At 55.0% G+C, this 25,347-nt stretch carries 24 protein-coding genes and 1 tRNA gene; 18 read left to right on the top strand and 7 right to left on the bottom strand.

Translation table 11 applies throughout. The annotated features are described in order from the left end of the window. Positions 1–87 precede the first annotated feature (87 nt). The 9 genes from G7064_RS10115 (at position 88) to G7064_RS10075 (ending at position 8,602) form a co-directional block, all read left to right on the top strand. Entirely contained in the window at positions 88–525 is a 438-nt protein-coding gene (locus tag G7064_RS10115) for a hypothetical protein (protein ID WP_166073472.1), read from the top strand. A 411-nt stretch (positions 526–936) separates the two neighbouring features. After that, complete coding sequence (locus G7064_RS10110) at positions 937–1,653, top strand: ABC transporter ATP-binding protein (protein WP_133271455.1); 717 nt, start codon at positions 937–939, stop codon at positions 1,651–1,653. A 96-nt stretch (positions 1,654–1,749) separates the two neighbouring features. Then, on the top strand, positions 1,750–2,271 hold the full coding sequence (locus G7064_RS10105; protein ID WP_166073471.1) for a hypothetical protein: 522 nt from the start codon (positions 1,750–1,752) through the stop codon (positions 2,269–2,271). Positions 2,272–2,365: 94 nt separating this feature from the next. Continuing rightward, positions 2,366–3,607 (top strand): ABC transporter permease, encoded by a 1,242-nt coding sequence (locus tag G7064_RS10100; RefSeq protein ID WP_166073470.1) that lies wholly within the window; start codon positions 2,366–2,368, stop codon positions 3,605–3,607. Between the two features lie 103 nt (positions 3,608–3,710). Then, the gene (locus G7064_RS10095; RefSeq protein WP_133271458.1) at positions 3,711–4,952 is read left to right on the top strand and encodes an ABC transporter permease; all 1,242 of its coding nucleotides are present in this window, start codon (positions 3,711–3,713) and stop codon (positions 4,950–4,952) included. Positions 4,953–4,994: 42 nt separating this feature from the next. Next, complete coding sequence (locus tag G7064_RS10090; RefSeq protein WP_240935438.1) at positions 4,995–5,996, top strand: efflux RND transporter periplasmic adaptor subunit; 1,002 nt, start codon at positions 4,995–4,997, stop codon at positions 5,994–5,996. Positions 5,997–6,125: 129 nt separating this feature from the next. Further along, positions 6,126–7,346: a DUF3616 domain-containing protein gene (locus G7064_RS10085; RefSeq protein WP_240935437.1), complete on the top strand. Its 1,221-nt coding sequence runs from the start codon at positions 6,126–6,128 to the stop codon at positions 7,344–7,346. Between the two features lie 56 nt (positions 7,347–7,402). Continuing rightward, positions 7,403–7,936: an acyl-CoA thioesterase gene (locus G7064_RS10080; protein WP_166073469.1), complete on the top strand. Its 534-nt coding sequence runs from the start codon at positions 7,403–7,405 to the stop codon at positions 7,934–7,936. Between the two features lie 96 nt (positions 7,937–8,032). After that, positions 8,033–8,602: a type 1 glutamine amidotransferase domain-containing protein gene (locus G7064_RS10075; RefSeq protein ID WP_133274576.1), complete on the top strand. Its 570-nt coding sequence runs from the start codon at positions 8,033–8,035 to the stop codon at positions 8,600–8,602. Between the two features lie 72 nt (positions 8,603–8,674). Here the strand turns inward: G7064_RS10075 and G7064_RS10070 are convergent, their stop codons facing one another. After that, positions 8,675–9,229, bottom strand: coding sequence for a DUF6992 family protein (locus tag G7064_RS10070; RefSeq protein ID WP_166073468.1), 555 nt, complete (start codon positions 9,227–9,229; stop codon positions 8,675–8,677). Positions 9,230–9,282: 53 nt separating this feature from the next. After that, positions 9,283–9,963, bottom strand: coding sequence for a porin family protein (locus tag G7064_RS10065; protein ID WP_133271463.1), 681 nt, complete (start codon positions 9,961–9,963; stop codon positions 9,283–9,285). Positions 9,964–10,164: 201 nt separating this feature from the next. On the opposite strand from G7064_RS10065, the gene G7064_RS10060 reads away from it, so the two are divergent. Together G7064_RS10060 and G7064_RS10055 are read left to right on the top strand one after the other, a co-directional pair. Beyond that, positions 10,165–10,239, top strand: a tRNA-Val gene (locus G7064_RS10060). 213 nt (positions 10,240–10,452) lie between these two features. Next, positions 10,453–11,358, top strand: coding sequence for a histone deacetylase (locus G7064_RS10055; RefSeq protein WP_166073467.1), 906 nt, complete (start codon positions 10,453–10,455; stop codon positions 11,356–11,358). Here G7064_RS10055 and G7064_RS10050 read toward each other — a convergent pair. From G7064_RS10050 to G7064_RS10040, 3 genes are all read right to left on the bottom strand, one after another. Then, positions 11,355–12,053 carry a methyltransferase domain-containing protein gene (locus G7064_RS10050; RefSeq protein WP_240731590.1) on the bottom strand — a complete coding sequence of 233 codons (699 nt, stop codon included), beginning with the start codon at positions 12,051–12,053 and terminating at the stop codon, positions 11,355–11,357. The two genes, G7064_RS10055 and G7064_RS10050, sit on opposite strands and share 4 nt — an antisense overlap. A gap of 62 nt (positions 12,054–12,115) precedes the next feature. Continuing rightward, positions 12,116–13,234 carry a type III polyketide synthase gene (locus tag G7064_RS10045; protein WP_166073466.1) on the bottom strand — a complete coding sequence of 373 codons (1,119 nt, stop codon included), beginning with the start codon at positions 13,232–13,234 and terminating at the stop codon, positions 12,116–12,118. A 154-nt stretch (positions 13,235–13,388) separates the two neighbouring features. Next, positions 13,389–14,498 (bottom strand): NAD(P)/FAD-dependent oxidoreductase, encoded by a 1,110-nt coding sequence (locus G7064_RS10040; RefSeq protein ID WP_166073465.1) that lies wholly within the window; start codon positions 14,496–14,498, stop codon positions 13,389–13,391. Between the two features lie 168 nt (positions 14,499–14,666). Here G7064_RS10040 and G7064_RS10035 point away from each other — a divergent pair, with 168 nt between their 5' ends. Next, entirely contained in the window at positions 14,667–15,044 is a 378-nt protein-coding gene (locus G7064_RS10035; RefSeq protein WP_133271466.1) for a T9SS type A sorting domain-containing protein, read from the top strand. Positions 15,045–15,484: 440 nt separating this feature from the next. Here G7064_RS10035 and G7064_RS10030 read toward each other — a convergent pair whose 3' ends face one another. Then, positions 15,485–16,543, bottom strand: coding sequence for a flavin-containing monooxygenase (locus G7064_RS10030; protein WP_166073464.1), 1,059 nt, complete (start codon positions 16,541–16,543; stop codon positions 15,485–15,487). A gap of 288 nt (positions 16,544–16,831) precedes the next feature. Here G7064_RS10030 and G7064_RS10025 point away from each other — a divergent pair, with 288 nt between their 5' ends. Next, positions 16,832–17,680, top strand: a complete 849-nt coding sequence (locus G7064_RS10025; RefSeq protein WP_166073463.1) for a DNA/RNA non-specific endonuclease — start codon at positions 16,832–16,834, stop codon at positions 17,678–17,680. Positions 17,681–18,089: 409 nt separating this feature from the next. Here the strand turns inward: G7064_RS10025 and G7064_RS10020 are convergent, their stop codons facing one another. Then, positions 18,090–18,677, bottom strand: a complete 588-nt coding sequence (locus tag G7064_RS10020; protein WP_166073462.1) for a DUF4468 domain-containing protein — start codon at positions 18,675–18,677, stop codon at positions 18,090–18,092. Positions 18,678–19,390: 713 nt separating this feature from the next. Here G7064_RS10020 and G7064_RS10015 point away from each other — a divergent pair. The 5 genes from G7064_RS10015 to G7064_RS09995 all read left to right on the top strand — a co-directional run bounded on the left by G7064_RS10015 (position 19,391) and on the right by G7064_RS09995 (position 25,341). Continuing rightward, the gene (locus G7064_RS10015) at positions 19,391–19,762 is read left to right on the top strand and encodes a hypothetical protein (protein ID WP_166073461.1); all 372 of its coding nucleotides are present in this window, start codon (positions 19,391–19,393) and stop codon (positions 19,760–19,762) included. A gap of 104 nt (positions 19,763–19,866) precedes the next feature. Then, entirely contained in the window at positions 19,867–20,745 is an 879-nt protein-coding gene (locus G7064_RS10010; protein ID WP_166073460.1) for a dihydroorotate dehydrogenase, read from the top strand. Positions 20,746–20,795: 50 nt separating this feature from the next. Continuing rightward, positions 20,796–21,563 carry an orotidine-5'-phosphate decarboxylase gene (pyrF, locus tag G7064_RS10005; protein WP_166073459.1) on the top strand — a complete coding sequence of 256 codons (768 nt, stop codon included), beginning with the start codon at positions 20,796–20,798 and terminating at the stop codon, positions 21,561–21,563. Next, entirely contained in the window at positions 21,556–22,188 is a 633-nt protein-coding gene (gene pyrE, locus G7064_RS10000) for an orotate phosphoribosyltransferase (protein ID WP_240935435.1), read from the top strand. Before pyrF ends, pyrE begins: the two co-directional genes overlap by 8 nt. 117 nt (positions 22,189–22,305) lie before the next feature. Continuing rightward, entirely contained in the window at positions 22,306–25,341 is a 3,036-nt protein-coding gene (locus G7064_RS09995; RefSeq protein ID WP_166073458.1) for a phosphoribosylformylglycinamidine synthase subunit PurL, read from the top strand. The last annotated feature ends 6 nt before the right edge of the window (positions 25,342–25,347 follow it).

The raw sequence follows: 25,347 nt of genomic DNA, 5'->3' as shown, positions 1-25,347 counted from the left end.
GCAGGGGCAACTATCCGTAGTAGGAGGGAGGAGATGGCCATTTGCCGGATTTTCGCGTATGCAGGGCACACTCCTACCTTTTGTCCCATGCGTTCCGCTCCCTTCTTACTTGCTCTGGCCTTGCTGATGGCCACTACGTTTAGCTGTGCCCGTCGCAAAAAGGCGAACATTCCTAACGCCCCCACGACGACCACCGCTGCCCCGGCGCCTGCCCCAGCCGCGCCCGTTGAGCGCCGTGCTGCCCGCGACCTGACCGACGTAATGACCGACGAGCTAAAACTGCTCCCCGATCAGCAAGTGAAAGTACGCGCCATCCTAACTTCCACGGTAGAGCAGGTGAATGACGCCCAGAAAAAGCACGGTGCCGACCGCACGGCCCTGATGACTGACCTGAAAGCCATTAATGCTCGCTCCGAAGGCCAACTCAAGCAAGTACTCACGCCGACTCAATACCAACAGTACCAAACCAAAAAGCGGGCAATGCAAGCCGAAATGCAGTCTCGCAAGTCGGGCGGTGGACGCTAGATAAGATGCGCAAAACAAGAAAATGAGGTTGTCATGGTGAGCCTACTGAAGCAGTAGAAATGCTTCGACAGGCTCAGCATGACAACCTATCTAAAAAAGCCCCCCAGCGTGATGCTGGGGGGCTTTTTTGGCTTATTCATTTTATGAGGCGAGATAAATGTGAGATGAAGACTCGGAAAAATAGAGAATATCGTTGCTCTGGTCGGCGCTTCTTTTTTTCTGAGGCAACCGTTGGTCCATTACCTGCATCTTTCAAGCTACTCGGCACGCATTAGAAAAGCAAAGGCGCTGGTTATCAGAGCTTATTCATAAATTGATATGAAAGTGTCTTTGAAATCTGAAGAAAAGTATTCTACTTTGTATTGCCCACTACTAGGTTAGGCACTTAACCCGGTTTTTGCTCTCCCTGCTATGATTGAGTTGCGCGATATCCGTAAAAGCTACGAAGTAGGTCCCAACCGACTAACCGTCCTCAAAGGCATTGACCTGCACATTCGGGAAGGCGAACTGGTGAGTATTATGGGCTCGTCGGGGTCGGGGAAAAGCACGTTGCTCAACATTCTGGGGATTCTCGACGACTACGACAGTGGGGAATATCGGCTGGCGGGCAACCGCATCGACCGCAACCTCTCGCAGACGCGGGCGGCGCAGTATCGCAATCAGTTTTTGGGGTTCGTGTTTCAGTCGTTTAATCTGCTGAGCTTTAAAAATGCCATGGAAAACGTGGCCTTACCGCTCTACTATCAGAAAATAGGGCGCAAGGAGCGCAACCGCATGGCTCTCGAGTACCTCGACCGCGTGGGCCTGCTCGACCGCGCCGACCACTTGCCCAGCGAGCTGTCTGGGGGGCAAAAACAGCGCGTGGCTATTGCTCGCGCCCTTATCAGCCAACCCAAGCTCATTCTGGCCGACGAACCCACGGGCGCCCTCGATACCCACACCACCCAGGAGGTGATGGACATTTTTAAGCAGGTAAACCGCGAGGGCATGACGGTTATCATCGTAACCCATGAAAACGACATTGCCGCCCAAACCAGCCGCGTAATCCGGGTGCGCGACGGGCTGGTGATAGATGATGAACAAGGCACGGATGAGGAGATGCTGGCAGCTCAGCGCTTCATCAGCTAGCATACAAACCCCGCGACTAGAGCGAGTTCGTTAATCAAGCAACTCTAGCCACTCACGTCTTACCCTACAGAACAAACGCGCTAACCTTTCTGAGCTATGAAAAAGAACTTACTGATTTGGGTAATGCTACTGCTGGCTGGCACCGCCCAGGCGCAGGTTACGACCAACGTTTCGAAGAACGTATCTGGCACTGTAGACAAGCAAGCGTTGTCCAAGCAGATAACTCAGCTGATGCGCAATCCTAAGAAGCCGCATCAGGACTTGCAGTTTGCGCTCAGTGGCTGCCACGCCCAGCAGATAATTCGTGATAACAAAGCCGATGTGGAGATGTCGCAGCCGGTGTCGGTGAGCTATAGCAAGGGCGACTCAGGCTGGGGCGTGAAGCTCAAAGACGGCGTATTTGAAATGAAGCTCGACTTTGAATGGGCCAACGTAACAGGCCTGAGCTACGAGCGGGAAACGGATGACGACGATCAGAGCTACTACGAGCTGAAAATCAAAAGTCAGAAAAAAGGCGGCGATAGTATCACCTTCGATTTGCCCCTATACACTACTAACGAAACGGTAGTTAAGAACGTGATGCAGCGTTTAGAAAAAGTGCGTCAGAGCTGCAAGTAGGGCTAAAAAAGCCCCCCAGCAGGCCATACGTCGGCTCATTAGTGTCACCGACAAATTAATTTCCACAGTACGTCATAAAGCAGCCTCAAAAGCCGTGTTCGACATCGACAAATGGCAGGAAATTCTGGGCACGATGCGCCGCAACAAGCTGCGCACCTTCCTGACTGCGTTTGGGGTGTTTTGGGGTATTTTTATGCTGGTACTGTTGCTGGGCGCGGGCAAGGGAATGGAGAACGGCATCTTCAAAGAGTTTGGCTCCGGGGCTCGCAACAGCCTGTATATCAGCGGTGGCAAAACGTCTATACCCTATAATGGCCTCAAGCCCGGTCGCGAGATCAAGCTCACCAACGTTGATCAGGATGCTATTCGCCGCCAGATAGATGGCGTGGAGCTGCTGGCCACCCGCAACCGGCTTTTTGGCGAGTACACCATTATGCGGGGCACCAAAAACGGCTCGTACCAAGTGTTTGGGGCCAGTGCCGACTTCTTTGAGCTGAACGGTGAAGTGCTTCATTCGGGTCGCTTGCTGAACCCGATGGACGTGATTGAGCGGCGTAAAGTGATGATTCTGGGCGAAAAGGTGCGCAAGGTGCTTTTTGGTGATGAGTCGGCTTTGGGCCAGTACGTGCAGGTGAAAGGCGTTTTCTTCAAGATCGTGGGCACCTTCACCAACACTCAGAACCAAGGCCGCAACGAGGAACGGGCATACACGCCATTCAGCACTTTCCAAACGACATTCAATCAATACAATCAGGTGCAGCTTATGGGCCTGACGACGCACGCGGGTATTCCGGTAAAACAGGTCGAAGATCAGGTGCGCGTGCTGCTGGCTACCCGCCACAAGTTTGACCCTACCGATAAGGAAGCGCTTAACCTAGAGAACAACGAAGAGGAAGTACAGCGTTTTCAGGGATTATTCACTGGTATTAAGCTGTTTGTGTCCATTATTGGTGTGCTTACGCTGGTAGCGGGCGTGGTTGGCGTGAGCAACATTATGCTCATTATTGTGCAGGAGCGCACCCGTGAAATCGGGGTGCGCAAGGCTCTGGGTGCTACTCCTTGGAGCATTATCAGCATGATTCTGCAAGAGTCGGTGGTCATTACGGGCTTATCGGGCTACTTGGGGCTGCTGGCCGGCGTGGCCGTGCTAGATGCGGTGCGCTACGCGCTGGACCAAGCCGGCGGCACTACCTCCTACTTCGACCGGCCGGAAGTCGATGTGACGGTGGCCATCAGTGCTATTCTGCTGCTGGTAATTGCCGGGGCCATTGCCGGTTTGGTACCCGCTATGAAAGCAGCTAATGTGAAACCTATTGAAGCCTTAAGAGCCGAATAGAGTGTAGCGCAGACTTTTAGTTTGCGTTTTGATGGGGTCGCAAAAAAAGCCCCCCGCGTCTTCTCAACAATTCACCTGGAGCCTAGCATCATTCCCGAAAACCATGTTCGACCTAGATAAATGGAGCGAAATCTGGAGCACCATACGGCGGCACAAGCTGCGTACGGGGCTCACGGCGTTCGGCGTGTTCTGGGGAATCTTTATGCTGGTAGTGCTGCTGGGCGCGGGCAAGGGCTTCCGCAACGGAGTAGAGCAGGAGTTTGACGTAGCCAAAAACGCCGTTTTTGTTTGGACCCAGCGCACCAGTGTGCCCTACATGGGCCTCAAGGCAGGCCGGTTTATTCAGCTCACCAACGACGACGTGCGGGCCATTGAGCGCCAGGTGCCCGAAGCCGCGTTCATTTTGCCGCGCTGTGAGCTGCACGGCACCTTTACCGTGCAAGTGCCACCAAAAAGTGGAGCCTTCGCGGTGAAAGGCGAGTACCCTGGCTACCCCGCTATTCAGGCTCTGGATTTGCAGCGAGGCCGCTTTGTAAACGAAACGGACATCAGGGAGCGGCGCAAAGTGGCCATCATTGGCGACCGGGTGGTGGATGTGCTCTTCATGGGAGCCAACCCCATGGGTAAGTACATCAACATCAAGGGGATCTACTTTCGCGTGGTGGGCGTGTTTAAGGGCAGTGGCCGGCCCGAAGAAGCTCAGGAGAATGCGCAGACCATCTTTGTGCCGCTTACCACGCTGCAACTTGCTTTTAACCAAGTAAATAAGGTAGACTACTTCGCTTTTATCCCGAAGCCCGGCATTCCGGCGGCCATCGTGGAAACGAAGGTGAAAGAGGTACTGCGGCGCCAACACAAAGTAGCGCCCACCGACGACCGCGCCTTCGGCTCAGCCAATGTGGAGGAGGAATATGCCCGCGTGCAGGGTTTGTTCACGGGCATATCAGGTTTTAGCTGGCTGGTGAGTATCGGGACTATTTTGGCCGGTATTATCGGCGTAAGCAACATCATGCTAATTGTGGTGAAGGAGCGCACCAAGGAAATCGGGATTCGGAAAGCGCTGGGCGCTACGCCCTGGAGCATTGTGAGTTTGATTGTGCAGGAAAGCATCGTGCTGACGGCCGCTGCTGGTATGGTGGGCCTGCTGGCCGGTACTGCGCTGATGGCGGGTATTAATAAAATGATTGCGGGTGAGCAGATGAGCTTTTTTGCCAATCCGCAGGTAGATGTCGGCGTCGCGCTGACGGCTATTGCGCTGCTGGTTTCGGCTGGTGCTCTAGCCGGATTGGTGCCCGCCAGTATTGCCGCCCGCGTGCAGCCGGTGGTAGCTTTAAAGGATGAGTAAGGCAGAAATTGCCCCCAGAATAACTAATTCAAACTTTTACCCATGAAACGCTTCTTCCTCGCTCTCATCGTTTTACTGCTGTTGGCTGGTTTCGGCTGGCTGGGCTACTACTTCTATCGCCAAGCCAACGTGGACCCCATCGTGTACAAAACGGAGCAACCGTTCGTCGCTGATATCGTGAAGAAAACGGTGGCCACGGGCAGTATAGTGCCGCGCCGGGAGGTGCTGATCAAGCCCCAAGTGTCGGGAATTGTGGAGGAACTGTACGTGGAGGCGGGGCAGCCCGTGAAGGAAGGCCAGCTCATTGCCCGTATCCGTACGGTGGCCAACGCCGCCAGCGTCAACAGCGCCCAAACCGGTATTCAGGCCGCGCGTATTGCGTTGGAAACCAGCAAAACGGAGCTGGATCGGCAGCAAAAACTCTACGACCAAAAAGTAATTGCCCAACAGGAATACCTACGCTTCCTCAATGATTATCGGGCGAAGAAACAGGCTTTGGACGCGGCCGAAAGTAACCTCCAGATTGCTCAGCGCGGCGCCTCCCGCAACACCGGCGGCTCCTTGAACCTGGTTCGTTCGACCATCACCGGCTTGCTACTAGATGTGCCCATTAAAGTGGGGGCATCGGTAGTAGAGCGTAATAACTTCAACGAAGGCACCACCATCGCCTCCGTGGCCGACATGAAAAGCCTCGTGTTTGAGGGCAAAATTGACGAGAGCGAAGTAGGCAAAGTACGCGAGGGCATGGACCTGAACCTGACTATTGGTGCGCTGGAGAACCAAGCGTTTCCGGCCACGCTCGAATACATTGCGCCGAAAGGGGTGTTGGAAGAAGGCGCCATCAAGTTTCAAGTGCGCGCTCGTCTTAACCTCAAGCCGGGACAGTTTCTGCGGGCTAATTATTCGGCCAACGGCGATATCGTACTAGGCCGCCGCGACGACGTGCTGGCCATTCGCGAAAGCCTGCTCCAGTTTGGCAAAGTTAATAAGGACAGCGTGTTTGTGGAGATCGAAAATGCCCCCAGCAGTTCCAGAAGCGCATGATTAAGACGGGCTTATCGGATGGTATCAACGTCGAAATCGTGTCGGGCCTGAGCAAGGAGGACAAGGTGAAAGTGCTGGGCCCACCGGCTGAGGACGAGAAGAAAAAGTCATAAGACACCAGTAGGCACTGTGACTGGTATAGAACGGCGCTACCAGGGTAAAACTCTTACCCCGGTGGCGCCGTTTGCACACCACTACTTACATCCCCTCGCTGTGCGCCGCCAATCCTACACACTCCATTTCCATCCGAAGCTCAGCTTTAATGCTGACAAAAAACACGTGCGCGATGGCCTCTCCACGGTGCTGCGCACGGGCGATAACCTCTGGCTGAGCTGCGATGAGCGCACCACCATCGAGCGCCTGCGCCTTGTTGGCCCCCACGAGTTTGGCGAGCATTGCTCGTATGAGCTTACGGACCTCCTCGACCTACCTTCCGATGAGGACGAAGAGATTGATATTGAAGGCATGGGCGAGGCCGATAACTACCTCTGGCTGATCGGCTCACATAGCCTGAAGCGCAAAAAGCCCGACCACAAAGACACGGATACGGCCAAGCAAATCGCCCGGCTGGCCAAGATCGAAGAAGAGCCGAACCGGTACTTGCTGGCGCGTATTCCGCTGGTGCTGAACGCCAAAACCGGCAACTACGAGCTGCACAAAGAAGCGCCGCACCCAAGCGATCCGTCCAAAATGCTGACTGTATCGCAGCTGCACAGCAACAGCGACAGCGACGCCAACGAGCTGTTCGACTTTCTGTCGGAAGACCCGCATCTGAAGCCATTCATTAAAATTCCGGGCAAGGACAACGGCTTTGATATTGAAGGCTTGGCGGCGGCCCCCGATGGGCGGCTGTTTGTAGGATTGCGCGGGCCCGTTCTCCGGGGCTGGGCGATAGTGCTAGAGCTGCTACCGAAGGAAGACAAAAAAGGCCGCTTGCGCCTCGACAAAATAGATGGCGCCGAGCAGGTCTATTACAAAAAGCACTTTCTGGCCTTGGGCGGAATGGGGCTGCGCGAGTTGCGCCAAGTTGGCCCGGATATTCTGATGCTGGCCGGTCCTACGATGGATCTCGACGGCACCATTGCCGTGTACCGCTGGCCCAATGCATTGGTGCATCCCCAGGACAGTCTCATCGGTCCCGATAAGGTGGAGCGCCTTTTCGATGTACCGCACGGCCACGGGCCTACCTCGGGTCAGGATAAGGCTGAGGGTATGGCCGTGCTCGACGATAAGCACGTACTTATCGTGTTTGACAGCCCTACCGAAGCGCGCAAAAAAGCCCCCCACCAAGTCGTAGCCGACTCTTTTTTGCTGCCTAGCCCCGGTAGCTCACCCCAGCCGCAAGGGTAGGGGCACCGTACTTTTCTTTCACTCAATACCTGATAAGCACTCAGCCCGCCTCGTTTATGGCTTCTAATTCGCCTTTGGTTCGCACGCCCGAAACCACGCATCGCATTCACTTTCAGGATTGCGATATGCTGGGCCACCTCAACAATGCCCGCTACCTCGACTATTTCCTTAATGCCCGCGAGGAACACACCACCCAGCACTACGCCCTGAACCTGGGCGAATTGGCTCGCGAGTCGCAGGCCGGGTGGGTGATTACCAAGCATCATATCGCCTATCTGCGTCCCGCCAACCACGGCGAAATAGTGCTTATTCGCACCCAGCTTATTCATTTCGATAACTCCAACTTGGTGGTTGAAATGCAGATGCTGAGCGAGGATGGGGCTCGCTTGAAGGCACTGCTTTGGTCGGAAATGGCCTTTGTCAATGTGCGAACCGCCACCCGCACCGACCACGCCGACGCCCTAATGGACATGCTCGATGCCCTGGACATTGAAGACGTGGAATACGACCCCGACGGCTTCGATGAGCGCGTGCGCTACGTGCGCAAGCAGCTCAAGCGCGAGCGGGGCGAAAAGGAAAGCGCTGAATAACCTGTTGAGCTTTTTCTTCGTTAAACCTAAACCGGAGCCGCTCTGCGCGGCCCGGTTTTTTGTTTGCGTATTGTGTACTCTAAAGATCTAGAAACCATGTCATTATTTGGAAGTGATAAACTAAAAGGAAAGAAAATAGCCATCGTCGCCACCGACGGTTTCGAGCAATCGGAGCTGGAGGAGCCGAAGAAATATCTGGAGAATGAGGGAGCCGAAACCCACGTTATTTCGCTGAAAAGCGGCTCTATCAAGGGATGGGACAAAGACGATTGGGGCGACAAGGTGAGCGTAGACAAGCTCATCGGCGAGGCCCGCGTAGAAGACTACGATGCACTAGTACTGCCTGGGGGACAAATTAACCCCGACAAGCTGCGCGTGGAGCAAAAAGTAGTCGATTTCGTGACCGAGTTCATGCACTCAGGCAAGGTAGTGGCCGCCATCTGCCACGGCCCCTGGACCCTCATTGAAACGGGCCTCGTACGCGGTAAGAAAATGACCAGCTACCCCAGCATCAAAACCGACCTCAAAAACGCCGGCGCTCTATGGGAAGACAGCGAAGTAGTGGTTGATAAAGGCCTCATCACCAGCCGAAACCCTAGCGATATTCCGGCTTTCAACAAAAAGATTGTCGAGGAGATATTAGAAGGCGTACACGCCACGCGCTAACCACTTAGAATTGGTTGATAAGTAAAAAGCCCCCCAGAGTGTTTCTGGGGGCTTTTTTGTGGGCTGTTCCGGCTATCCGAGAAGCGCCAGCAGCTGCGACGCAAATTGGTGGTAGATGAAATAGAAACACACATCAAAACCCAGCAAAAAAGCCCCCTGCACCCACAACGAGCGCCCAAAGCCAACTAGTCGCTCGGGGCGGCGGTCGGTGGAAAGGGCGCGGGCTCGAAGCCAGCTGCCGGTAGCTACATATGCCACATCGAGGCCGGCATTGAAGAGCAGAATCTTTTCGAAGTTGAACTGAGCCGTGAGGCTATCGGCCAGCGTCATGCCAGCAACTTGGTTGGGATGGGCATTAAGTATCCCGTATACCGCTAGCGCCACATTCACCATATTCCAGCCTACGTTCATCTGATGGAAGTAGTGCCACTCAGTGCGCTTATCGGTGTGCATTACGAAGTAGCCGCTCACCACCAAGTTTAGCAGGGCCCAGGCTCCTAACACACCCATGCCACGCTCGGCCAGCATTTCTCGGCTACGGTTGAGCAGGGGCAGGGCGTCGGCAGGATCGGGGAGGGCGAGGAGCAGGGTAGCAAACAGCATAGCGAACAGCAAGGAAAACGACACAAAAAAAGGAAGCCACAACGGGCTTCCTTTTTGGAAAGAGTGATTGGGGCAGATTAGTTAGAAATGCCGATGCCGAGATACACCTGGAACACGCCATTCTTTACATTGTCGTAGGCATCGGCACCAGCGTCTTGCGGGTCGTTGTAGATGTCGGCCAAGCCCAGATCGTAGCGGGCACCAAGGCGGGCCGGACCAACGCGAGCTTCCACGCCACCTACCACGCCGTACTCCAGGCTATTGAGGCCAACATCTGAAATGCTGCGCTCACGACCAGCGTACTTGGCGTTTACAAGCAATGAAACCTGCGGACCAACGTGGAGGCTGACGTTATCGACGATATTGTAAACGAGTAGCACAGGCACTTGCAGGTAGTCGAGGCGAGTTTCCTCTTTGCTACCGGCTGGCCGGCCAGTTACTAAGTCAAACGCCTGGGCATCAAATCCTTTGCGCGAAAACAAGAACTCTGGTTGAATTGAGAATTTTTCGTTCAAAGCAAACTGGGCATATATGCCGGCGTGGTACGACTTGAGGCTTTCCAGATCTTGGTAAGCGTCTTTGTCCTGACCGCGCAAATCGGCCAGGTTGAAGCCTGCTTTTATGCCGAAACCATTGTTGCGCGAGTCGCTGCTGCCAACGCCATAGTCGGTAGAAGAGCGCACGCCAATCGGGCCATCCTGGGCGGAGGCAGAAAAAGCGGCAGCACAAAAAGTGAAGAGGAGGAGTAATTTTTTCATAAAACAGAACAAGTGAATCGAAGGGGTAAAAAGCGCTAGTTGGGTTGTAGAGAAAACAGGATGGGAGGCGCTTGCTTGGTTTTACACTTGCAGATTACGCGCTGGCGCAGCGGAGGTTGAAAAAATTTGTTGCCAAAGCAGGTAGCATCAATAGTTTGGGCGTGTATATTTGACTCTTTCCGGCCGCCGCCAGTTGGCTTTGGGGTATTAGCTCAGTTGGTTCAGAGCACTACCTCGACAAGGTAGGGGTCACTGGTTCGAGCCCAGTATGCCCCACTTAAAGCCGAGCCCCGCTACGTGTAGCGGGGCTTTTTTTGTGCTCAAGTGCTAACAAAGGTTACGGAATTGCATTGCTAAGTGGCAGGCTAGGCCGTCATGCCGAGCGGAGCATCTTGCGTGCTGATGCGATGGTAATAATCTTGCTACCGCGACCGTCATGCGGCGCGGCGCGCAGCATGACGGTCGAGTTTCATACTAATAACCTATTGCATGCTTTCAATTGCCTGGGCGCCGCTTTATGCCCACCCGCTGCCCGCTGGCCACCGCTTCCCGATGCTCAAGTACGAGCTGCTGCCTGAGCAACTTCTGCGCGAGGGCACAATCACGGAAGCCAACATATTCGCCCCCCAGCCGCCTGTCGCAGTCGAAATTCTGCGCACCCATACTGCTGATTATTATCGGCGTCTGCGGCTTGGGCAGCTTACGCGTCAGGAAGAGCGGGCCACGGGTTTTCCGTGGTCGGAGCAATTGATGGAGCGGGAAGTCACGATTTTGGGCGGCACAATTGAGTGCGCACGCCGCGCTTTGCAACACGGCGTAGCCGCGAACATAGCGGGCGGCACGCACCACGCCTTTGCCGACCGGGGAGAGGGTTTCTGCTTGCTCAATGACCAAGCCGCCGCCGCTAACTACTTGTTAGCTTACGAACTTGCTATTCAGAAAATCCTGATCGTGGACCTTGATGTGCACCAGGGCAACGGTACAGCGGCTATTTTCCAGCACGAGCCGCGGGTATTCACTTTCAGCATGCACGGGGCCCGCAACTACCCGCACCGTAAAGAGCAATCGGACTTTGACCTGCCCCTGGCCGACCAAACCGATGATGCTACGTACCTGAAACTGCTGGCCGATACGCTGCCGCGCTTAGTAGATGAGGTGCAGCCCGACTTTGTGTTTTATCTAGCTGGCGTTGATGTGCTGGCTACCGATAAGCTCGGCCATCTGGGCCTCACCCGCGAAGGCTGCCGTCAGCGCGACCAATTTGTGCTCAATCTCTGCCATCGACACCAACTACCGGTAGTGGTGTGCATGGGTGGCGGCTACTCCGAGCGCATCGCCGATATTGTGGAAGCCCACGCCAACACCTTTCGGCTAATGCAGGAGGTGTATTTCTAAATAACCACTTGCCACCGAAAGGCCCAGCGCCAATTCAGCTCGTAGCTCTCGATGTTGGCCTGCTGCAGAATGCGCTGCCAGTCGGCTTTGGTGAAGGCCCGCGCCACCGACAATGGCGCATCATTTCGCACCAAGTAGGAACCCCGAAACAACCGAGTCAGCCACTTGATGCTGTGGTAGGCTACCGGGTGCCGGTGCAGGTCATTAATAATCACCGCTAAACCAGCTTGTTGGTGTAGTTGGCTGAGCAGACTAACCAATTCAGGATCGGTGAAATGATGACAGAACAAGCTGCAAGTAATCACGTCAAAATGCTGGGCGCGAAATTCCGGCGCGAAAATGTCCTGTTGCAGGAAGCTTATTTCCGGGTAAGCCTGACTTTTTTCGGTGGCGTAATCCAGCATAAACGGGTTAGCATCAATGCCAACCAGCTCCACGGGTATATGGTGGCGCTTGGCCCAGCGAGCGATGTAGCGCAGGGTGTCGCCGCCGCCGCTGCCCAGGTCGGCGAGGCGCAGCGGCCGATTGGGGGGCATTTTAGCGCGCAGCCGGGCCAGCGCATCCGTCACGACTCCGTAGCCACCCAAGCGGGTATTAATGATTTCCAACTCATCCAGATTTTGCCGCAACGCCTCAGAGGCCAGAGTCAGGTCGTCCATGAGTTCGGGCTCGGTGGCCCGCTGGCGGAGGTTCATGCGACTGGGGGCTTTTTTGATGAATGGATGCGGGTGAAGCAAACAGAAAGCTTTCCTCGAAATTAATTGTCGCCAAAAGCCACTTTCAACAGCATAGCCTCCAGCGTCAGGCCCGGCCCGAAGGCGAAGCTTAGCACCGGCGCTTCCTTATCCGCTGCCGTCAGCGACTGAAGCAACTCGTGCAGCACAAACAGCACCGTCGCCGACGACATATTGCCGTAGTCACGCAGCACCTGGTAAGCAAAGCGATTGTCGTGCGTTGTCAGCCCCAATTCCTGCTCGATGGTTTCCAGAATTTTGCGTCCGCCGGGATGAATAGCGAAGTGCTGAATGTCAGTTAGTTGAATCGGCAGGTTTTCGAGCAATCCATCCGTCAGCTCCCGAATGCCTTTCTGAATGAGGCGCGGCACGTACGAAGAAAGCGTCATCTCGAAGCCAAAGTCGTTGATGTGCCAGGCCATATCAGCGTGCCCGTTAGGCTCAATCCCACAATGAAAAGCCGCGAGCTCCAAGCTAGCACCCGACGCCGCTGGCACGGCCCGCACCAGTGCCGCCGCCGATCCATCCCCAAACAAGGCGTTAGACACCAAGTGGTCTTCCTCCCGGTTTTTCTGAAAATGAATGGTACAGAGCTCCGTACTTACGATGAGCACATTGGCGCCAGCATCGGCTTTGCAAAAAGCGTCGGCCAGTTTCAACGCGTTGAAGGCCGCGTAGCAACCCATAAAATTGACGCAGGTGCGCTGCACATTAGAGCGTAAGCCCAACTTCTGAACTAGTTCCAGATCCAAGCCTGGGGCATACATGCCCGTGCAACTCACGGTAATCAAGTGCGTGATGCTAGCCAGCGTCACTTCGGGCACCTGCCGCAGACAGTCCTGCGCCGCCCGCACCGACAAGGGCAGCGCGCATTCCCGATACACCGCCATGCGCTGCCCTACCGACGGAAACGGCTCTAAATCAGGAGTGTTGGGGAAGAATTCGAAGTCACCGTTGGAGCGACTATAATCAGCTAGAACCGAGTATCGCTGGCCAATGCCGGTGACGCGGTAGAGCGCGCGCAGCTTGCGTGCCTCGTTGTCGTCGAGTTGCAGGGCCTCGGCCATAAAGGTGGCAATTTGGGGCTGCGGAATAACATGGGTAGGGTTGGCTGTGCCGATGGCACACAGGTAGCTGCTCATTAAGCGAAGTATACGCAAATTACCGCCCCGGTGCCGGTGCAAGTTTTTGCCAGATTGAAAGCTCTATCAAAGAGCCTGGATATGCTTACGTAGGAGACGGAGGATCAGGTTTTTCAATGTCTGCTCTACTTGATTTCCGGCGGAAATACTCATCTCAAAATACCTCTCCGTGCGTTTGCCGCATGAGGGCGCGCACGGCTCGCGGCCAGTAGCGCAAGCCAACCACTGCCGCTTCGCTCAAAATAGGCCTGCCGAAAAGGCCCTGCACGGCCCGCCCCACCCGCAAACGCCCCCCAAAGTGCGCTTGCCACTCCCGTCGATACGTTGCTTCCAGCGCTGGCCTGGTATGCTGTCCCGTCAGAAACGCATGCACGTGTGCGCTGGCTATTTGGGCGCCGTGAATGGCCATGGCCATGCCGTTGCCGCAGAGTGGCGTAATCAGGCCCGCCGCGTCGCCGCACATTAGGATATGGTTTTCCACGCAGTTTTTGGGGGCGAAGGATATCTCGTTGATAACCTCCGGCTGCGGATACAGAAATTCCGCATCCCGTAAAATGCCCCCCAACTGGGGATTACGGGCCAGCACTTGCTCTTCCATTGCCGGAATAGTGCCGTGAGTCTTTAAGTTCTGTCGAGTAGTAAGATAGCAGAAGCAGTACTTATCGTCTTCAATAGCCGAGATGCCCGCGTAGCCATCGGCGAAGTTGTGCAAGGCAATCAGGTTGCGCGGAAAGTCGAGGCGTACGTGGTATTTGACACCCAGGTAAGGTGAACGCCTGGTGAAAAACGGCCGCTGTAACTGGCGGTCAAGGTTGGCTCGCTTGCCGTACGCGCCCAGCACAATGCGGGCCTGTAAAACCCGGCCATCGGCCAGGGTTACGTGGTGCTGGTCAGCCTCGAAGGTGACATCCGTCACGGTAGCGCCCTGGTGAAACTCTACACCGCGTGCCTCAGCCTGCTGATACAGGAAATAATCCAGCGTGTAGCGGCTCACGCCAAACCCGCCCAGATCGAGCGGAACGGTAAGCGTGCGGCCCGCTGGCGAGCTGAGCAAAAACTGCGTGATGGTGGCTGGCTTTAGTATCGCTGGGTCTACGCCAAGCCGCCGCAGATAAGGCAGCACTTCATTAGATACATACTCGCCGCACACCTTGTGAAATGGGTAGCGCTTGCGCTCCACCACCGCCACGTGGTGCCCCCGACCAACTAAGTCCAAAGCGGCCGTAAGCCCCCCCAACCCTCCACCGATAATGAGAACGTCCAAATTTTTTTTGACTATAAAATGGTGAAAAACAGGGCCGAGACCTTTATTTATAGAAGATAAGTTATATTTTATGTATCTTGTTAAAATTGATGAGCTACCTTTGCAAACCAAATTGAGCGTCTACCGTTAAGAAAATTAACCGCCGCGCCAATCGCCTAACGGTCTGATATGATGAAAACTCTACGCTTATTATTGTGTTTTTGCGCCTTGGTGCTTGGGCCGCTGGGTACCAGCGCGCCGACTGCCAATGCGCAGCCCGCCAGTCCTACTACTGCTAGTCGCCCGACTGCTGATGAAAAAAACGTGTTGGTGTACCCCAACCCCAGCACGGGTATCGTTCATATTGATATCAACGGCTTCAATGGTCGTAAAACTGAGCTGCGTATTTTAAACGTCATCGGCTCCGTAATTTACCGCGAATCATTGACCGAATTGAATGGTCGCTTCACCAAAACGCTTGATCTAAGCAAGTTCGCCAGCGGTCTTTACTATGTAAAGCTCGAATCGGACAATGCCAGTGAAATGCGAAAGCTAGTCATTCGATGACCCAATAAATTTGTCGCTCATAAAAAAAGCAGCCTCGTCATATCAGAGGCTGCTTTTTTTATGAGCGACAAACAAAAAAACGGTCCTTACAAGGAAATAAGGACCGTTTTTACAACTTTGCAATCAAGCGTTGCCTAGCGATTTGGAATCCGAATCGGCTGGGGCTTGAGCATAGCCTTAAGGTTATCCAGAGTGTTGAGGGCGATGAGGGCAGTAGCTATCATCAACCCTACAAAAAGAAGGAAAGACATACGAGTGGGAGTTTAGGGCGAGAGAGGAATAAAACCGGGGTCGACACGCCAACGCAACAGGACCGGTTAGTAAATGTACTCTCTTGAACCACAGAACTGAGCATCAGGTTTCAGCATAATTATGTGCTTTTTGATCTTTTCCATTATCGAAGTCACTGGTAGTTGCTACCTAACCACTTGTTGCTTTGGCTACGCTTTGAGCAATTGCTCTACCACATAACTTGCGTCACGGCCGACACCGCCCATCAGGGCTGAGCCTCGGCTGTTGAGCCACGGCAAGCCGAGGAAGGCCAGGCCCGGCGTGGCGGTGAGGCCACGGTAGTGTTTGGGGTAACCAGCAGCATCGAAAATGGGGGCTTCAATCCAGCTAAAATCGGGTCCGTAGCCCGTGGCCCATACCACTGCTTCCAGCGCAGGCGTATTGGCGTGGCGACCGCGCAAAATGCCCCCCGGCTCTACGCCCAGCGCCCGCCCGATGAACTGAGCATTGGAAAAAGTGCGCAGTCGGGCTAGGTCGCCACTTACAACGGGTTCGGGCTGCTGTATCATGTGTCCGCCCACCAAGGAGTGCCGCGATGCCCGGAGCAATCTGGTAGCAATGAGCATCGCCCACATCAGCATGTTGTTGGGCATAGCCGGAGTGCGTTCGTCGAAGGCAGCGTACACGGGGCGGCCGGTTGTGGCCAAATCAGCTGCAATCTGGAGGGCTGAGTTGCCACTGCCTACTATTGCCACTGGCCCGGTGCCGGCTATCTGCTGCGGGCGTTGGTAGTCGCTACTGTGGAGCTGAGCAACATTAGAAGCAAGCTGGGGGGCAAATTCGGGCCGGCGTGGGGCATTATAAGCTCCCGTGCATATCACTACCCGCTGCGCCTGATAACACCCACCGGCCACAGTACTGATCGCGTAGCCGTTTGCGTTTGGCGTTACTTTGCTGACGCGCTGGGAAAGATGAATGGGGAAATGAAAGTGTTCTGCGTAGCTGGCTAGGTAAGCAGCCGCTTCGTCTTTGGTGGGGTAGCGAAATTTGCCCCCCGGCCACTCCAAGCCGGGCAAGCTGCTGGCCCAGGCTGGTGAGAACAAGCGCAATGCCTCAAAGCGAGAAGCCCAGACGTCACCCACGGCGGCTCGCTCATCCACAATCACGAACGATACGCCCCGGCGCTGTAGATAATATGCCGCCGCTAGTCCGGCCTGGCCTGCCCCGATAATAAGCGTGTCAACCGAAAAAACGTCAGGAGCAGCCATGGGGAAGTGTTGCGGAGAGTTGAAAAGCGTACCAAATGTATTTATTGTAGCGGGTCACAAATCGAAATGCCTTAAAGCGGAACTTACGCCTGCGCTTAATTTCGATGGGCAAGCCGTTACGTCCTCTAAAAAGCCCCCCCAAGCAATTCGAGATAGCACTTATATATAGTTCACACCTTCACACGTTTAGCCCTACAACACCGGCAGCAATATGTTGGCTTCACAGGTTGCACCTTTGCTAGTGAATTGATGTCCGTTTCTTGTTCTGGCCTACCCTCCTTGTTTCCTATGAAGCACACTTTCTTTCGATGGCTGAGCATGAGCCTGCTCAGCATTTTTGCCCTTTCATGCTCCGACGATTCCGTTGCACCTGCCGAAGTCCGCGACAATCCCCTGGCGATGGGCAATCCCAGCGGCGCGGTTACTGATCCTGCTTCCTACACCAATTACCTGCTGGAAAAGCCTCAGTATGCCCTGTCATATCACCGCGACCGGGGCACCCCCAACTGGGTAAGCTGGCACTTGAGTAAAGCATGGCTTGGGGAAGCCTCGCGTCAGGATAATTTTTTGGTCGACAACACGCTGCCCACCGGCTGGTTTCGGGCTACCAGCGCCAGCTACACTGGCTCAGGTTTCGACCGAGGCCACAACTGCCCCTCCGCCGACCGCACCGGCTCCGTAGCCGATAATTCAGCTACCTTCTTGATGACCAATATTATACCGCAGGCGCCTACCAACAATCAGCGCACCTGGGCCGACCTTGAAAACTACTGTCGTACCCTCGCAGATTCGGGCAATGAGCTATACATCATTTGTGGAAGCTACGGCAGGGGCGGCACTGGCTCCGATGGCGCAGCAAATACTATAGCGGAGGGTAAAATAACGGTCCCCAACCGCATATGGAAGGTAATTGTAGTGCTTCCGGCTGGCGGCAACGATGTGAGCCGCGTCACGGCTGACACGCGTGTTATTGCTGTCAATACTCCTAATACCAACAACCTAAACTCGGAGTGGGGCGCGTATCGCACCTCCGTAGATGCCATTGAAAAAGCAACGGGCTACGACCTGCTGTCGGCTGTATCAACTTCAGTGCAAAGCGCAATAGAAGCCCGGGTGGATGATGGTCCGGTAAACTAAAGCACTGCCTCCAGTAGCTACCAAGAGAAGTATGCAATGCTAACTGTAGGAGTAAAGATGGAGCAAATTAATATTAAAATAATTATAAATAAATTAAGGCATTACTTTTGTATTCATTATTTCGAGTGAATATGGAAGGGAATAGAAAGCCGCGCTGCAACGCGGCTTTCTGCTTTTAGCAGCCTTGCTATAATGCGCATATAGCGGGAAATTCAATAACTAATAGAATTCCTCAATCTGGCTGTAATCTAAATTCAGGCGGTAGGAGCATTTTGTTGCCTATACTCGCTCTTGCTACGGCGCCATAGAGTGTTTTTATCCTTATAGCAGTTGTGCGCTTGGCTTGGCTACCAAGTCCCTGGGTTAGTAACGGGGGGCTTTTTCATGCCTTTGGCAGCAGTTCGGCTGGCTATTCTTCACCATCAGGAGGTAAGCCTACTTCTCCGTCTTTGACTACAGGCTGGCTGTTCATGTAAGACCGAAAGGCCGACGCCACATCGCTGGCAATGGCATTGGCTTGGGCCGTTACACGCCGGTCGTTGCGCGTACGTGCATTGGCGCGGTCCTGACCAAGCTGCTTTACATATTCCTCTAGAAGCACCATAACGGTGGGCTCTTTTTCCTCTGGTACCACCCGAAAAGTGCCTACACTATAGCTATAGCCCTGCTCAGTTGCCCGAAACTGGAAGTTGAAGTGCAATATGCGCTCCTGATCAGGCCCGGAGGCTTTGGCCGCCGCCATCTTAATTTTACTCGTACCCGTTAAGCTGATTTCCTTCGTTTCCGGATTGACCTGTATATCGGTTTTAGGCTTGTACGGAAATTTTTCCTGGGTCCACGATAGCGCGTGATTATAGAGAGTAATAGCGCTGCCATCTTCCACATGCACCTTTTCGCCGTACTCAATGGAGGTGGATGGGGCAGTGCCCTGGGCTTGAGTTGGTGAGGCAAACAGACTTAAGCTACCTGCCAGCAAAGCCACAATCATTTTTTTCATACGTAAAGAATAAAGCGAGGAAAGGCTCAGCAATCAGAGCGCAAATATAGGTCCCAACCTATTGTACATTGCTGAGAGTAGTAGCAATATGTAATGATGCATGTTCCGCGTTTTACACTGCGCAATTGGATGAATAACAGTTCAGGTCAAGGGTAAAAGCTCCGCATCTGACGCTTGATACTATATAAGTACTACAGCAGAACAGCTCCCTAATTTAATAAATTGTATTATAATAATAACGTGCCTGTTGTCGATTTTCAATGTTTTGTTAATGAACAGGAATAAAGAGCTTACTATAGTAGGTGGTCGAAAGTAAATGATGCGTTGATGTAAAAATTTATTTTTCAGGCAGTTGACTTCCGTCGCAGACAAATTTGGCATGTGTTTTACTAAGCATATGAATTAAGGTTGGCAACACTGCGGTGACATGAAATTAATTTATCTTCTCTTGGAGGTATGGAAAGTATTAGTACTTTTGCGTCGTGCTCCACTCTAAGACTAACATATAATGAAGCGCAGAACGCCCCATAGCGCCGTTCTGCGAGAAGACCGGAAGGTCTTTTCCCTCGTTGGTTTTTCTGTTTTTCCTATTTTTCCCCTGTTCACCGCTCCGGTTTCCGAAGCGGTTTTTTTATGTCCGGCTGAGTCGGCCTCCAGCGGGAATGTTTTGTGCTCAACCCTGCACTCATAGACACTTCAATCTTCAGGTCAACATGCAAGACAACCTCGCCCCTCAAGCCGCTGCCTTCGCTGCCACCTGCAACGTTATCCTAACTACGGAACCTAAGCGCATGGCCATCATCGAAGAATGGGATGCCATGTTCCGGGGTGCCCGTAAGTATGTGGAGGCGGAAGGAGGCATGGTCATGCACAATATGCTCCATATAGTGGGTGTAACCGATGCTTGCGAAAGCACTGACACGCTGTCGGGCTTCGACTGGTGTTTCGACTTTCACAAAGAGCACGAAGTGAAGCTGCACTCCGGTGCTGGTGTAGGCATGGCCCGCGTGGCCCAGTTCATCCTCGGCCAGAAAGACATACGCGACTGCGTACCCTTCCTGATCAACAGCGAAAACGTAATCTAGCTAGCTGACCAACAAAGCGCCCGGTGATGAACCGGGCGCTTTGCTTTTAGAGTTATTTAAGTTGAGGCTTCGATAAGAGTCAATAGTTTAAAGTAAAATCAATCATGCAGTTAGGCGCAGTTACACTTCAAAATCCTATCTGCCTGGCCGCGGCCTCTTGGCATCTGGACGGGCCGGGCTATGAGCGACTGGGGGCTATTTTTACCCGCACCGTGACCATGGAGCCCAAGCCAGGGCTTTATGAACAGGGCATTTGGCAAGTAGCCGATCAAACCCTGCTCAACGCCACCAACATGCGCACCGAAAACGCGGAGATTCTGGTGCATGAGCATCTGCCGAATCTGTTGCGCTACGGCGTGCCGGTGCTGGTAAGCATTACGGCGCCGGGTATTCCGGGCTTCCGCAAAATCGCCCGCTTCCTCAAGCGTGAGGCTGGGGGGCAAATTGCGGGCGTCGAGGTTTATATAACTTGTACTGATACGGCCAAAGGCGCCGAGATTACGCCCAAGTTTGTGCGCGACGCTACCGAGGCGGTGCGCAATGAGCTGGGGCCCGAGGCCATTATCGTAGTGAAGCTGCCCCCGTGGCCCGACTTTATTCGCGGTCTGGCGCTGGGCGCGCAGGAAGGTGGCGCATCGGCCGTAGCCGCGTGCAATACGCTTAAAGGCCTTCACTTACCCGATGATGCTACCACTAAGCCGCTTATCGGAGGGTTATCAGGCGAGGCGTTGCGGCCAGTGGCTTTGCGCTGCGTGTACGAGTTAGCCCACGATGAGCGGATCACGCTGCCTATTTTTGGTACGGGGGGCATTTTTACCAGCAACCACGTTACTGACTACTTGCGCGTAGGTGCCAACGCTGTGCAAATTGCCAGTGGCGAGTGGCTAGACCCCGGCCTGACTGCCCGCCTAGCCGAAGAATGCGCAAACGACTCTCAAAGTGACGAGCAGGATATGTCCCGCTCCAATCTGGTCAGTCGCTAATAGTAAGCTAGCAGCCTTTCCACCCACTGTAACAACCTATAGCAGGCCTCATGAACAAACTAACCACCCGCGTTCAGCAAGCCAATTCCTTACTCTGCGTCGGCCTCGACCCTACCGGCGACGACAGCTTTGTGGCCGCTCGCCTGCGTGAAGTCATCGCGCAGACTGCGGAGTTTGCTGCCGCCTTCAAGCCCAATCTGGCGTTCTTTCTCTCCCGCGAAAACGGCGTGGCCCTGCTGCGCGAAACAGTAGCGCTGATTCCCAAGGATATTCCCGTCATCCTCGACGGCAAATTTGGCGACATCGCCAACACGGCCGAACACTACGCCCAATTCGCCTATGACCGCATTGGCGCCGACGCCGTGACGGTGAACCCCTACATGGGCGACGACGCCATTGTGCCCTTCGCCCGCCCCGACAAAATGGTGTTTGTGTTGGCTAAAACTTCCAACAGACCCGCTCACTCCCTGCAAGATGTTGCCCTAACTCGTGGTGGCTACGTGAGCGACTTGGCCGCTCGCGTATCGTGCGAGCTTGATGAGCATCATCATAATATCGGTCTGGTAGTAGGTGCCACTGATGCCGCGGCCATAGCTCGCGTACGCGAAAGCTGCCCAACGCAGTGGTTCCTAGTACCAGGCATCGGCGCCCAGGGCGGCGACTTGGCTGCCACACTCCAAGCCGGCTTGCGGGCCGATGGGCTTGGGCTGCTCATCAATACTTCCCGCGCCATTTGGCAAGCGGCCGATGCTGGTGCCGCCGCCCGTGAATTAATGCAACAAATAAATGACCTCCGTCCCGTTACCGCTCATGTCTGATTCTGCTGCTGAAATGACTTCTGAGACTCGTTTTGACGCCCCCCTGCTTGAGCAGCAACTGATGCAGGAAGATGCCTTGCTCAGGGGCCATTTTCGCCTGTCCTCGGGCTTGCACTCCGATACCTACGTGCAGTGCGCCCGCTTTCTGCGCCGCCCCGAGCTGGCTGCTCTGGCTATGGCCGAGCTGGCTCAGCGCATCCGCGAAGCTGGCTTGCAGCCCGATGTAGTTGTTGGTCCGGCCATGGGCGGCGTGGTGGTGAGCTATGAGCTGGGACGACAGCTGGGCGTGCCCGCCATCTTCACGGAGCGCGACGATACGGGCCAAATGACCCTGCGCCGCGGCTTCACTCTGCAACCCGGCGAGCGAATTATTATCGCCGAAGATGTGGTGACCACGGGCAAGAGTACCAAAGAAGTAGCGCGGATTTTGGAAGGGCTGGGGGGCAAAATTTTGGGTGTCGCCAGTTTAATTGATCGCACAGGTGGCAAAGCAGAGCTTTCTTTTCCGACCTTTGCACTGCTGCCGGTCACGGCGGCTACCCACGCACCCGATGATTGCCCGCTGTGCCGGGCAGGTATTCCGGTAGTAAAACCTGGCAGTCGGCCGGAGAAAGCGTTTTCTTAAACCTACCTGCTGGCTTCGGCCCGTAGGCAAGGCATTTTCGGCGTCCCGATTGTCGGGGCGCTTTTCCGCGGCCGGTGGTCGGCAGTGGGAAGTCGAAAAATAGCAAACCTGTTCCTTTTGGAAAATCATCTTCATTCCATTCAGCTGCTGCCCAAGCCCGGCATTCACGACGGCGACGGGCAGCGCGTAGCGGAAGCCGCGCAGCGCCACCTCGGCCTGCGCACGGGCCGGGTGCAAAGCACGGCCGTTTACTCGGTGCGTTACCCGCTCACCGCCCAGCAACTTCGCGATTTCGCCGAGCAATGCCTCCAAGATCCGGTATTGCATGAGGTAGCCCTGAACGAGTTTCGCCGCGACCCTCAATTCCAGTCCTACATATTAGTGGCCAAAGGCCCCGGCGTAACCGACGACGAAGGCACCTCGGCCCAAAATGCGCTCGGCGACTTTCTCAACCAGCCCCTCGACACGCGCACTCAGCATATTTTCAGCAAACGTCTGTATCTGCTGGAAGAAAATTTGCCCCCCGCCGACCTGCGTCGCCTGGCCGAAGAGCTGCTCGGCAACAAGCTCATCAACCGCTTCGAAGTAGGCCCCGCCGATCAGATCCGCGACTTCACGCCTCGCCCCGGCACCTCCGTTGACAACACCACCCACATCATCGACCTGAATGTGTCGGATGAGGAGCTGGTGCAGTTGTCTAAGGATAACCTCTATGCGCTGAACCTAGCAGAAATGCAGGCCGTGCGGGCGTATTATCAGCTGCCCGAAACCCAGCAGGAGCGCCAGGCTAGCGGCCTGCCCGCCGAGCCCACCGACTGCGAGCTGGAAATCATTGCCCAAACCTGGTCGGAGCACTGCAAGCACAAGGAATTCAGTGCCTTAATCAACTACCGCGACGCCGAAACGGGCGAAGAATACCAGGTTGATTCCCTGTTCAAAACATACATCAAAGACGCCACCGCCGAGGTAGACCGTCAGCTCCGCGCCAACGGCAACGACTGGCTGATCAAGGTGTTCTCCGATAACGCCGGCGCCGTCCGCATCAACGACGAGTCGCTGTTTGTCTGGAAGGTAGAAACCCACAATTCACCTTCCGCCATTGACCCCTACGGTGGGGCCATTACTGGCATTCTGGGCAACAACCGCGACCCGTTGGCTACTGGCATCGGCGGGGCTCGTTTGCTGTTTAATACCAACGTCTTGTGCTTCGGTAATCCTGATTACGACGGGCCGCTGCTGACCAACCAACTGCATCCGCGCCGCATTTTTGAAGGCGTGCGCAAAGGCATTGAAGACGGCGGCAATAAGTCGGGCGTACCAACGGTAAACGGCAGCATCGTTTTCGACGACCGCTACGCCGGCAAGCCGCTGGTGTACTGCGGCACCGGCGCCGTGATGCCCATGCAACTCGCCGGCCTCGACTCCTGGGAAAAGAAGATCGACGACGGTGACCGTATTATCATGGCTGGGGGCCGCGTGGGTAAAGACGGCATCCACGGCGCCACCTTCAGCAGCATTGAGCTCGACGAATCATCACCGGCCACGGCCGTACAAATCGGCTCGCCCATCACGCAAAAGTTGGCCATGGATTTCCTTATCCTCGCCACCCGCCGCGGCCTCATCAAGTGCAGCACTGACAACGGTGCCGGGGGACTTTCTTCCTCCGTCGGCGAGCTAGCAGGTATCAGCGGCGGCGCCGTGGTAGACCTGGAAAAAGTGCCGCTGAAATATCCTGGCTTGCGGCCGTGGGAGATTTTTGTGAGCGAGTCGCAGGAGCGATTTACGCTGGTAGTGGAGCCCGACAAGCTGAATGAAGTGCTGGCTTTAGGTCAGGAAATGGAAGTTGAGCTAACCGACATCGGCTATTTCACCGCCGATGGCTACCTGGATGTTCGCTTCGCCAACGCCCCAGTGGCTCGGCTGAACATGCATTTCCTGCACGAAGGCGTGCCGCGCAAACTTATGGAAGCCGAGTGGCAGAAGCCTGAAGCTCAGGAGCCAATTTTGCCCCCCAGCCTTGACTACACCGACGTTCTACATCAGCTGCTCGGCTCACTCAATATTTGCTCCCGTGAGTCCGTCATTCGCCAGTATGACCACGAGGTGAAGGGCCGCACTGTCATCAAGCCGCTGATGGGCGCCACTGGCCAGGCGCCGCAGGATGCCGCCGTGGTGCGCTTCAACTTCGAAAGCTGGGAAGGCGTGGCCGTGAGCAACGGCATTCTACCCCGCTTCGGTGACCTGGACGCTTACCATATGTCGGCCGGCGCCTTCGATGAGGCCGTGCGCCAGATTATTGCCGTGGGGGGCAAATTACCCAACCTCACGCCCGGCGACAATATCTTCTGGTCAGTGAACGATAACTTCTGCGTTCCTGATTCAGATTTTCATCCGGTAAGCAACCCCGACGGCAAGCAAAAGCTGGCCAAGCTGGTGCACATGTGCCAAGCCCTGCGCGATGCCACCGCCGCCTACTGCATTCCGCTCACCAGCGGCAAGGACAGCATGAAAAACGACTTCAAGGCCGACGGTGTGAAGATTTCAGTGCCGCCTACGGTCTTGTATTCAATGACGGCCAAAATCGAGGATGTGCGCCGCACCGTCACCAGCGACTTCAAGCAGGCCGGCGACGTGGTGTACATGCTGGGCCGCACCTACGACGAACTCGGCGGCTCCGAATTTTACCAACTATATAAGGAGTTGGGCGCCAACGTGCCGCAAGTACGCTTCGCGGAAGCTAAGGAACTCTACACCCTCATCGGCCAAGCCAACGACCAACAACTTATCCAATCCTGCCACGACCTGTCCGACGGCGGCCTAGCCGTGGCGTTGGCCGAAGCAACCTTCGGCGATGGGCTGGGGGCCAAAATTGAGCTGACCGGCGAACTGCCGTTGCCTACCCAACTGTTCTCCGAGTCGCACTCCCGCTTCGTGGCTACTGTAGCGCTGGAAGACGTGGTAGCATTCGAGAAGATTCTGGGAGATAAAGCCACCCGCTTAGGTGTTGTTACCAACGACAACTTCCTGCTCGTAACGCATCAGGGCCAGCTCGTGATAGAAGCCGACACAGAAGAGCTACGCCAGACTTGGACCAACGGGCCGGTGAATCAGACCATCGGTTTTGGCGAACACGTAATGGGGGAGGGGAAATGAAAGAGA

This window comes from Hymenobacter sp. HDW8 (genome assembly GCF_011305775.1).
Taxonomy (GTDB): Bacteria; Bacteroidota; Bacteroidia; order Cytophagales; family Hymenobacteraceae; genus Hymenobacter; species Hymenobacter radiodurans.
This window is presented reverse-complemented; position numbering and strand designations above follow the sequence as displayed.

Excerpts from the sequence above, each read along its gene's own strand:
- G7064_RS10115 (WP_166073472.1), top strand. The coding sequence starts at position 88 with ATGCGTTCCGCTCCCTTCTTACTTGCTCTGGCCTTGCTGATGGCCACT.
- G7064_RS10110 (WP_133271455.1), top strand. The coding sequence starts at position 937 with ATGATTGAGTTGCGCGATATCCGTAAAAGCTACGAAGTAGGTCCCAAC.
- G7064_RS10105 (WP_166073471.1), top strand. The coding sequence starts at position 1,750 with ATGAAAAAGAACTTACTGATTTGGGTAATGCTACTGCTGGCTGGCACC.
- G7064_RS10095 (WP_133271458.1), top strand. The coding sequence starts at position 3,711 with ATGTTCGACCTAGATAAATGGAGCGAAATCTGGAGCACCATACGGCGG.
- G7064_RS10090 (WP_240935438.1), top strand. The coding sequence starts at position 4,995 with ATGAAACGCTTCTTCCTCGCTCTCATCGTTTTACTGCTGTTGGCTGGT.
- G7064_RS10080 (WP_166073469.1), top strand. The coding sequence starts at position 7,403 with ATGGCTTCTAATTCGCCTTTGGTTCGCACGCCCGAAACCACGCATCGC.
- G7064_RS10075 (WP_133274576.1), top strand. The coding sequence starts at position 8,033 with ATGTCATTATTTGGAAGTGATAAACTAAAAGGAAAGAAAATAGCCATC.
- G7064_RS10065 (WP_133271463.1), bottom strand. The coding sequence starts at position 9,963 with ATGAAAAAATTACTCCTCCTCTTCACTTTTTGTGCTGCCGCTTTTTCT.
- G7064_RS10055 (WP_166073467.1), top strand. The coding sequence starts at position 10,453 with ATGCTTTCAATTGCCTGGGCGCCGCTTTATGCCCACCCGCTGCCCGCT.
- G7064_RS10050 (WP_240731590.1), bottom strand. The coding sequence starts at position 12,053 with ATGAACCTCCGCCAGCGGGCCACCGAGCCCGAACTCATGGACGACCTG.
- G7064_RS10045 (WP_166073466.1), bottom strand. The coding sequence starts at position 13,234 with ATGAGCAGCTACCTGTGTGCCATCGGCACAGCCAACCCTACCCATGTT.
- G7064_RS10035 (WP_133271466.1), top strand. The coding sequence starts at position 14,667 with ATGATGAAAACTCTACGCTTATTATTGTGTTTTTGCGCCTTGGTGCTT.
- G7064_RS10030 (WP_166073464.1), bottom strand. The coding sequence starts at position 16,543 with ATGGCTGCTCCTGACGTTTTTTCGGTTGACACGCTTATTATCGGGGCA.
- G7064_RS10025 (WP_166073463.1), top strand. The coding sequence starts at position 16,832 with ATGAAGCACACTTTCTTTCGATGGCTGAGCATGAGCCTGCTCAGCATT.
- G7064_RS10020 (WP_166073462.1), bottom strand. The coding sequence starts at position 18,677 with ATGAAAAAAATGATTGTGGCTTTGCTGGCAGGTAGCTTAAGTCTGTTT.
- G7064_RS10015 (WP_166073461.1), top strand. The coding sequence starts at position 19,391 with ATGCAAGACAACCTCGCCCCTCAAGCCGCTGCCTTCGCTGCCACCTGC.
- G7064_RS10010 (WP_166073460.1), top strand. The coding sequence starts at position 19,867 with ATGCAGTTAGGCGCAGTTACACTTCAAAATCCTATCTGCCTGGCCGCG.
- pyrF (WP_166073459.1), top strand. The coding sequence starts at position 20,796 with ATGAACAAACTAACCACCCGCGTTCAGCAAGCCAATTCCTTACTCTGC.
- pyrE (WP_240935435.1), top strand. The coding sequence starts at position 21,556 with ATGTCTGATTCTGCTGCTGAAATGACTTCTGAGACTCGTTTTGACGCC.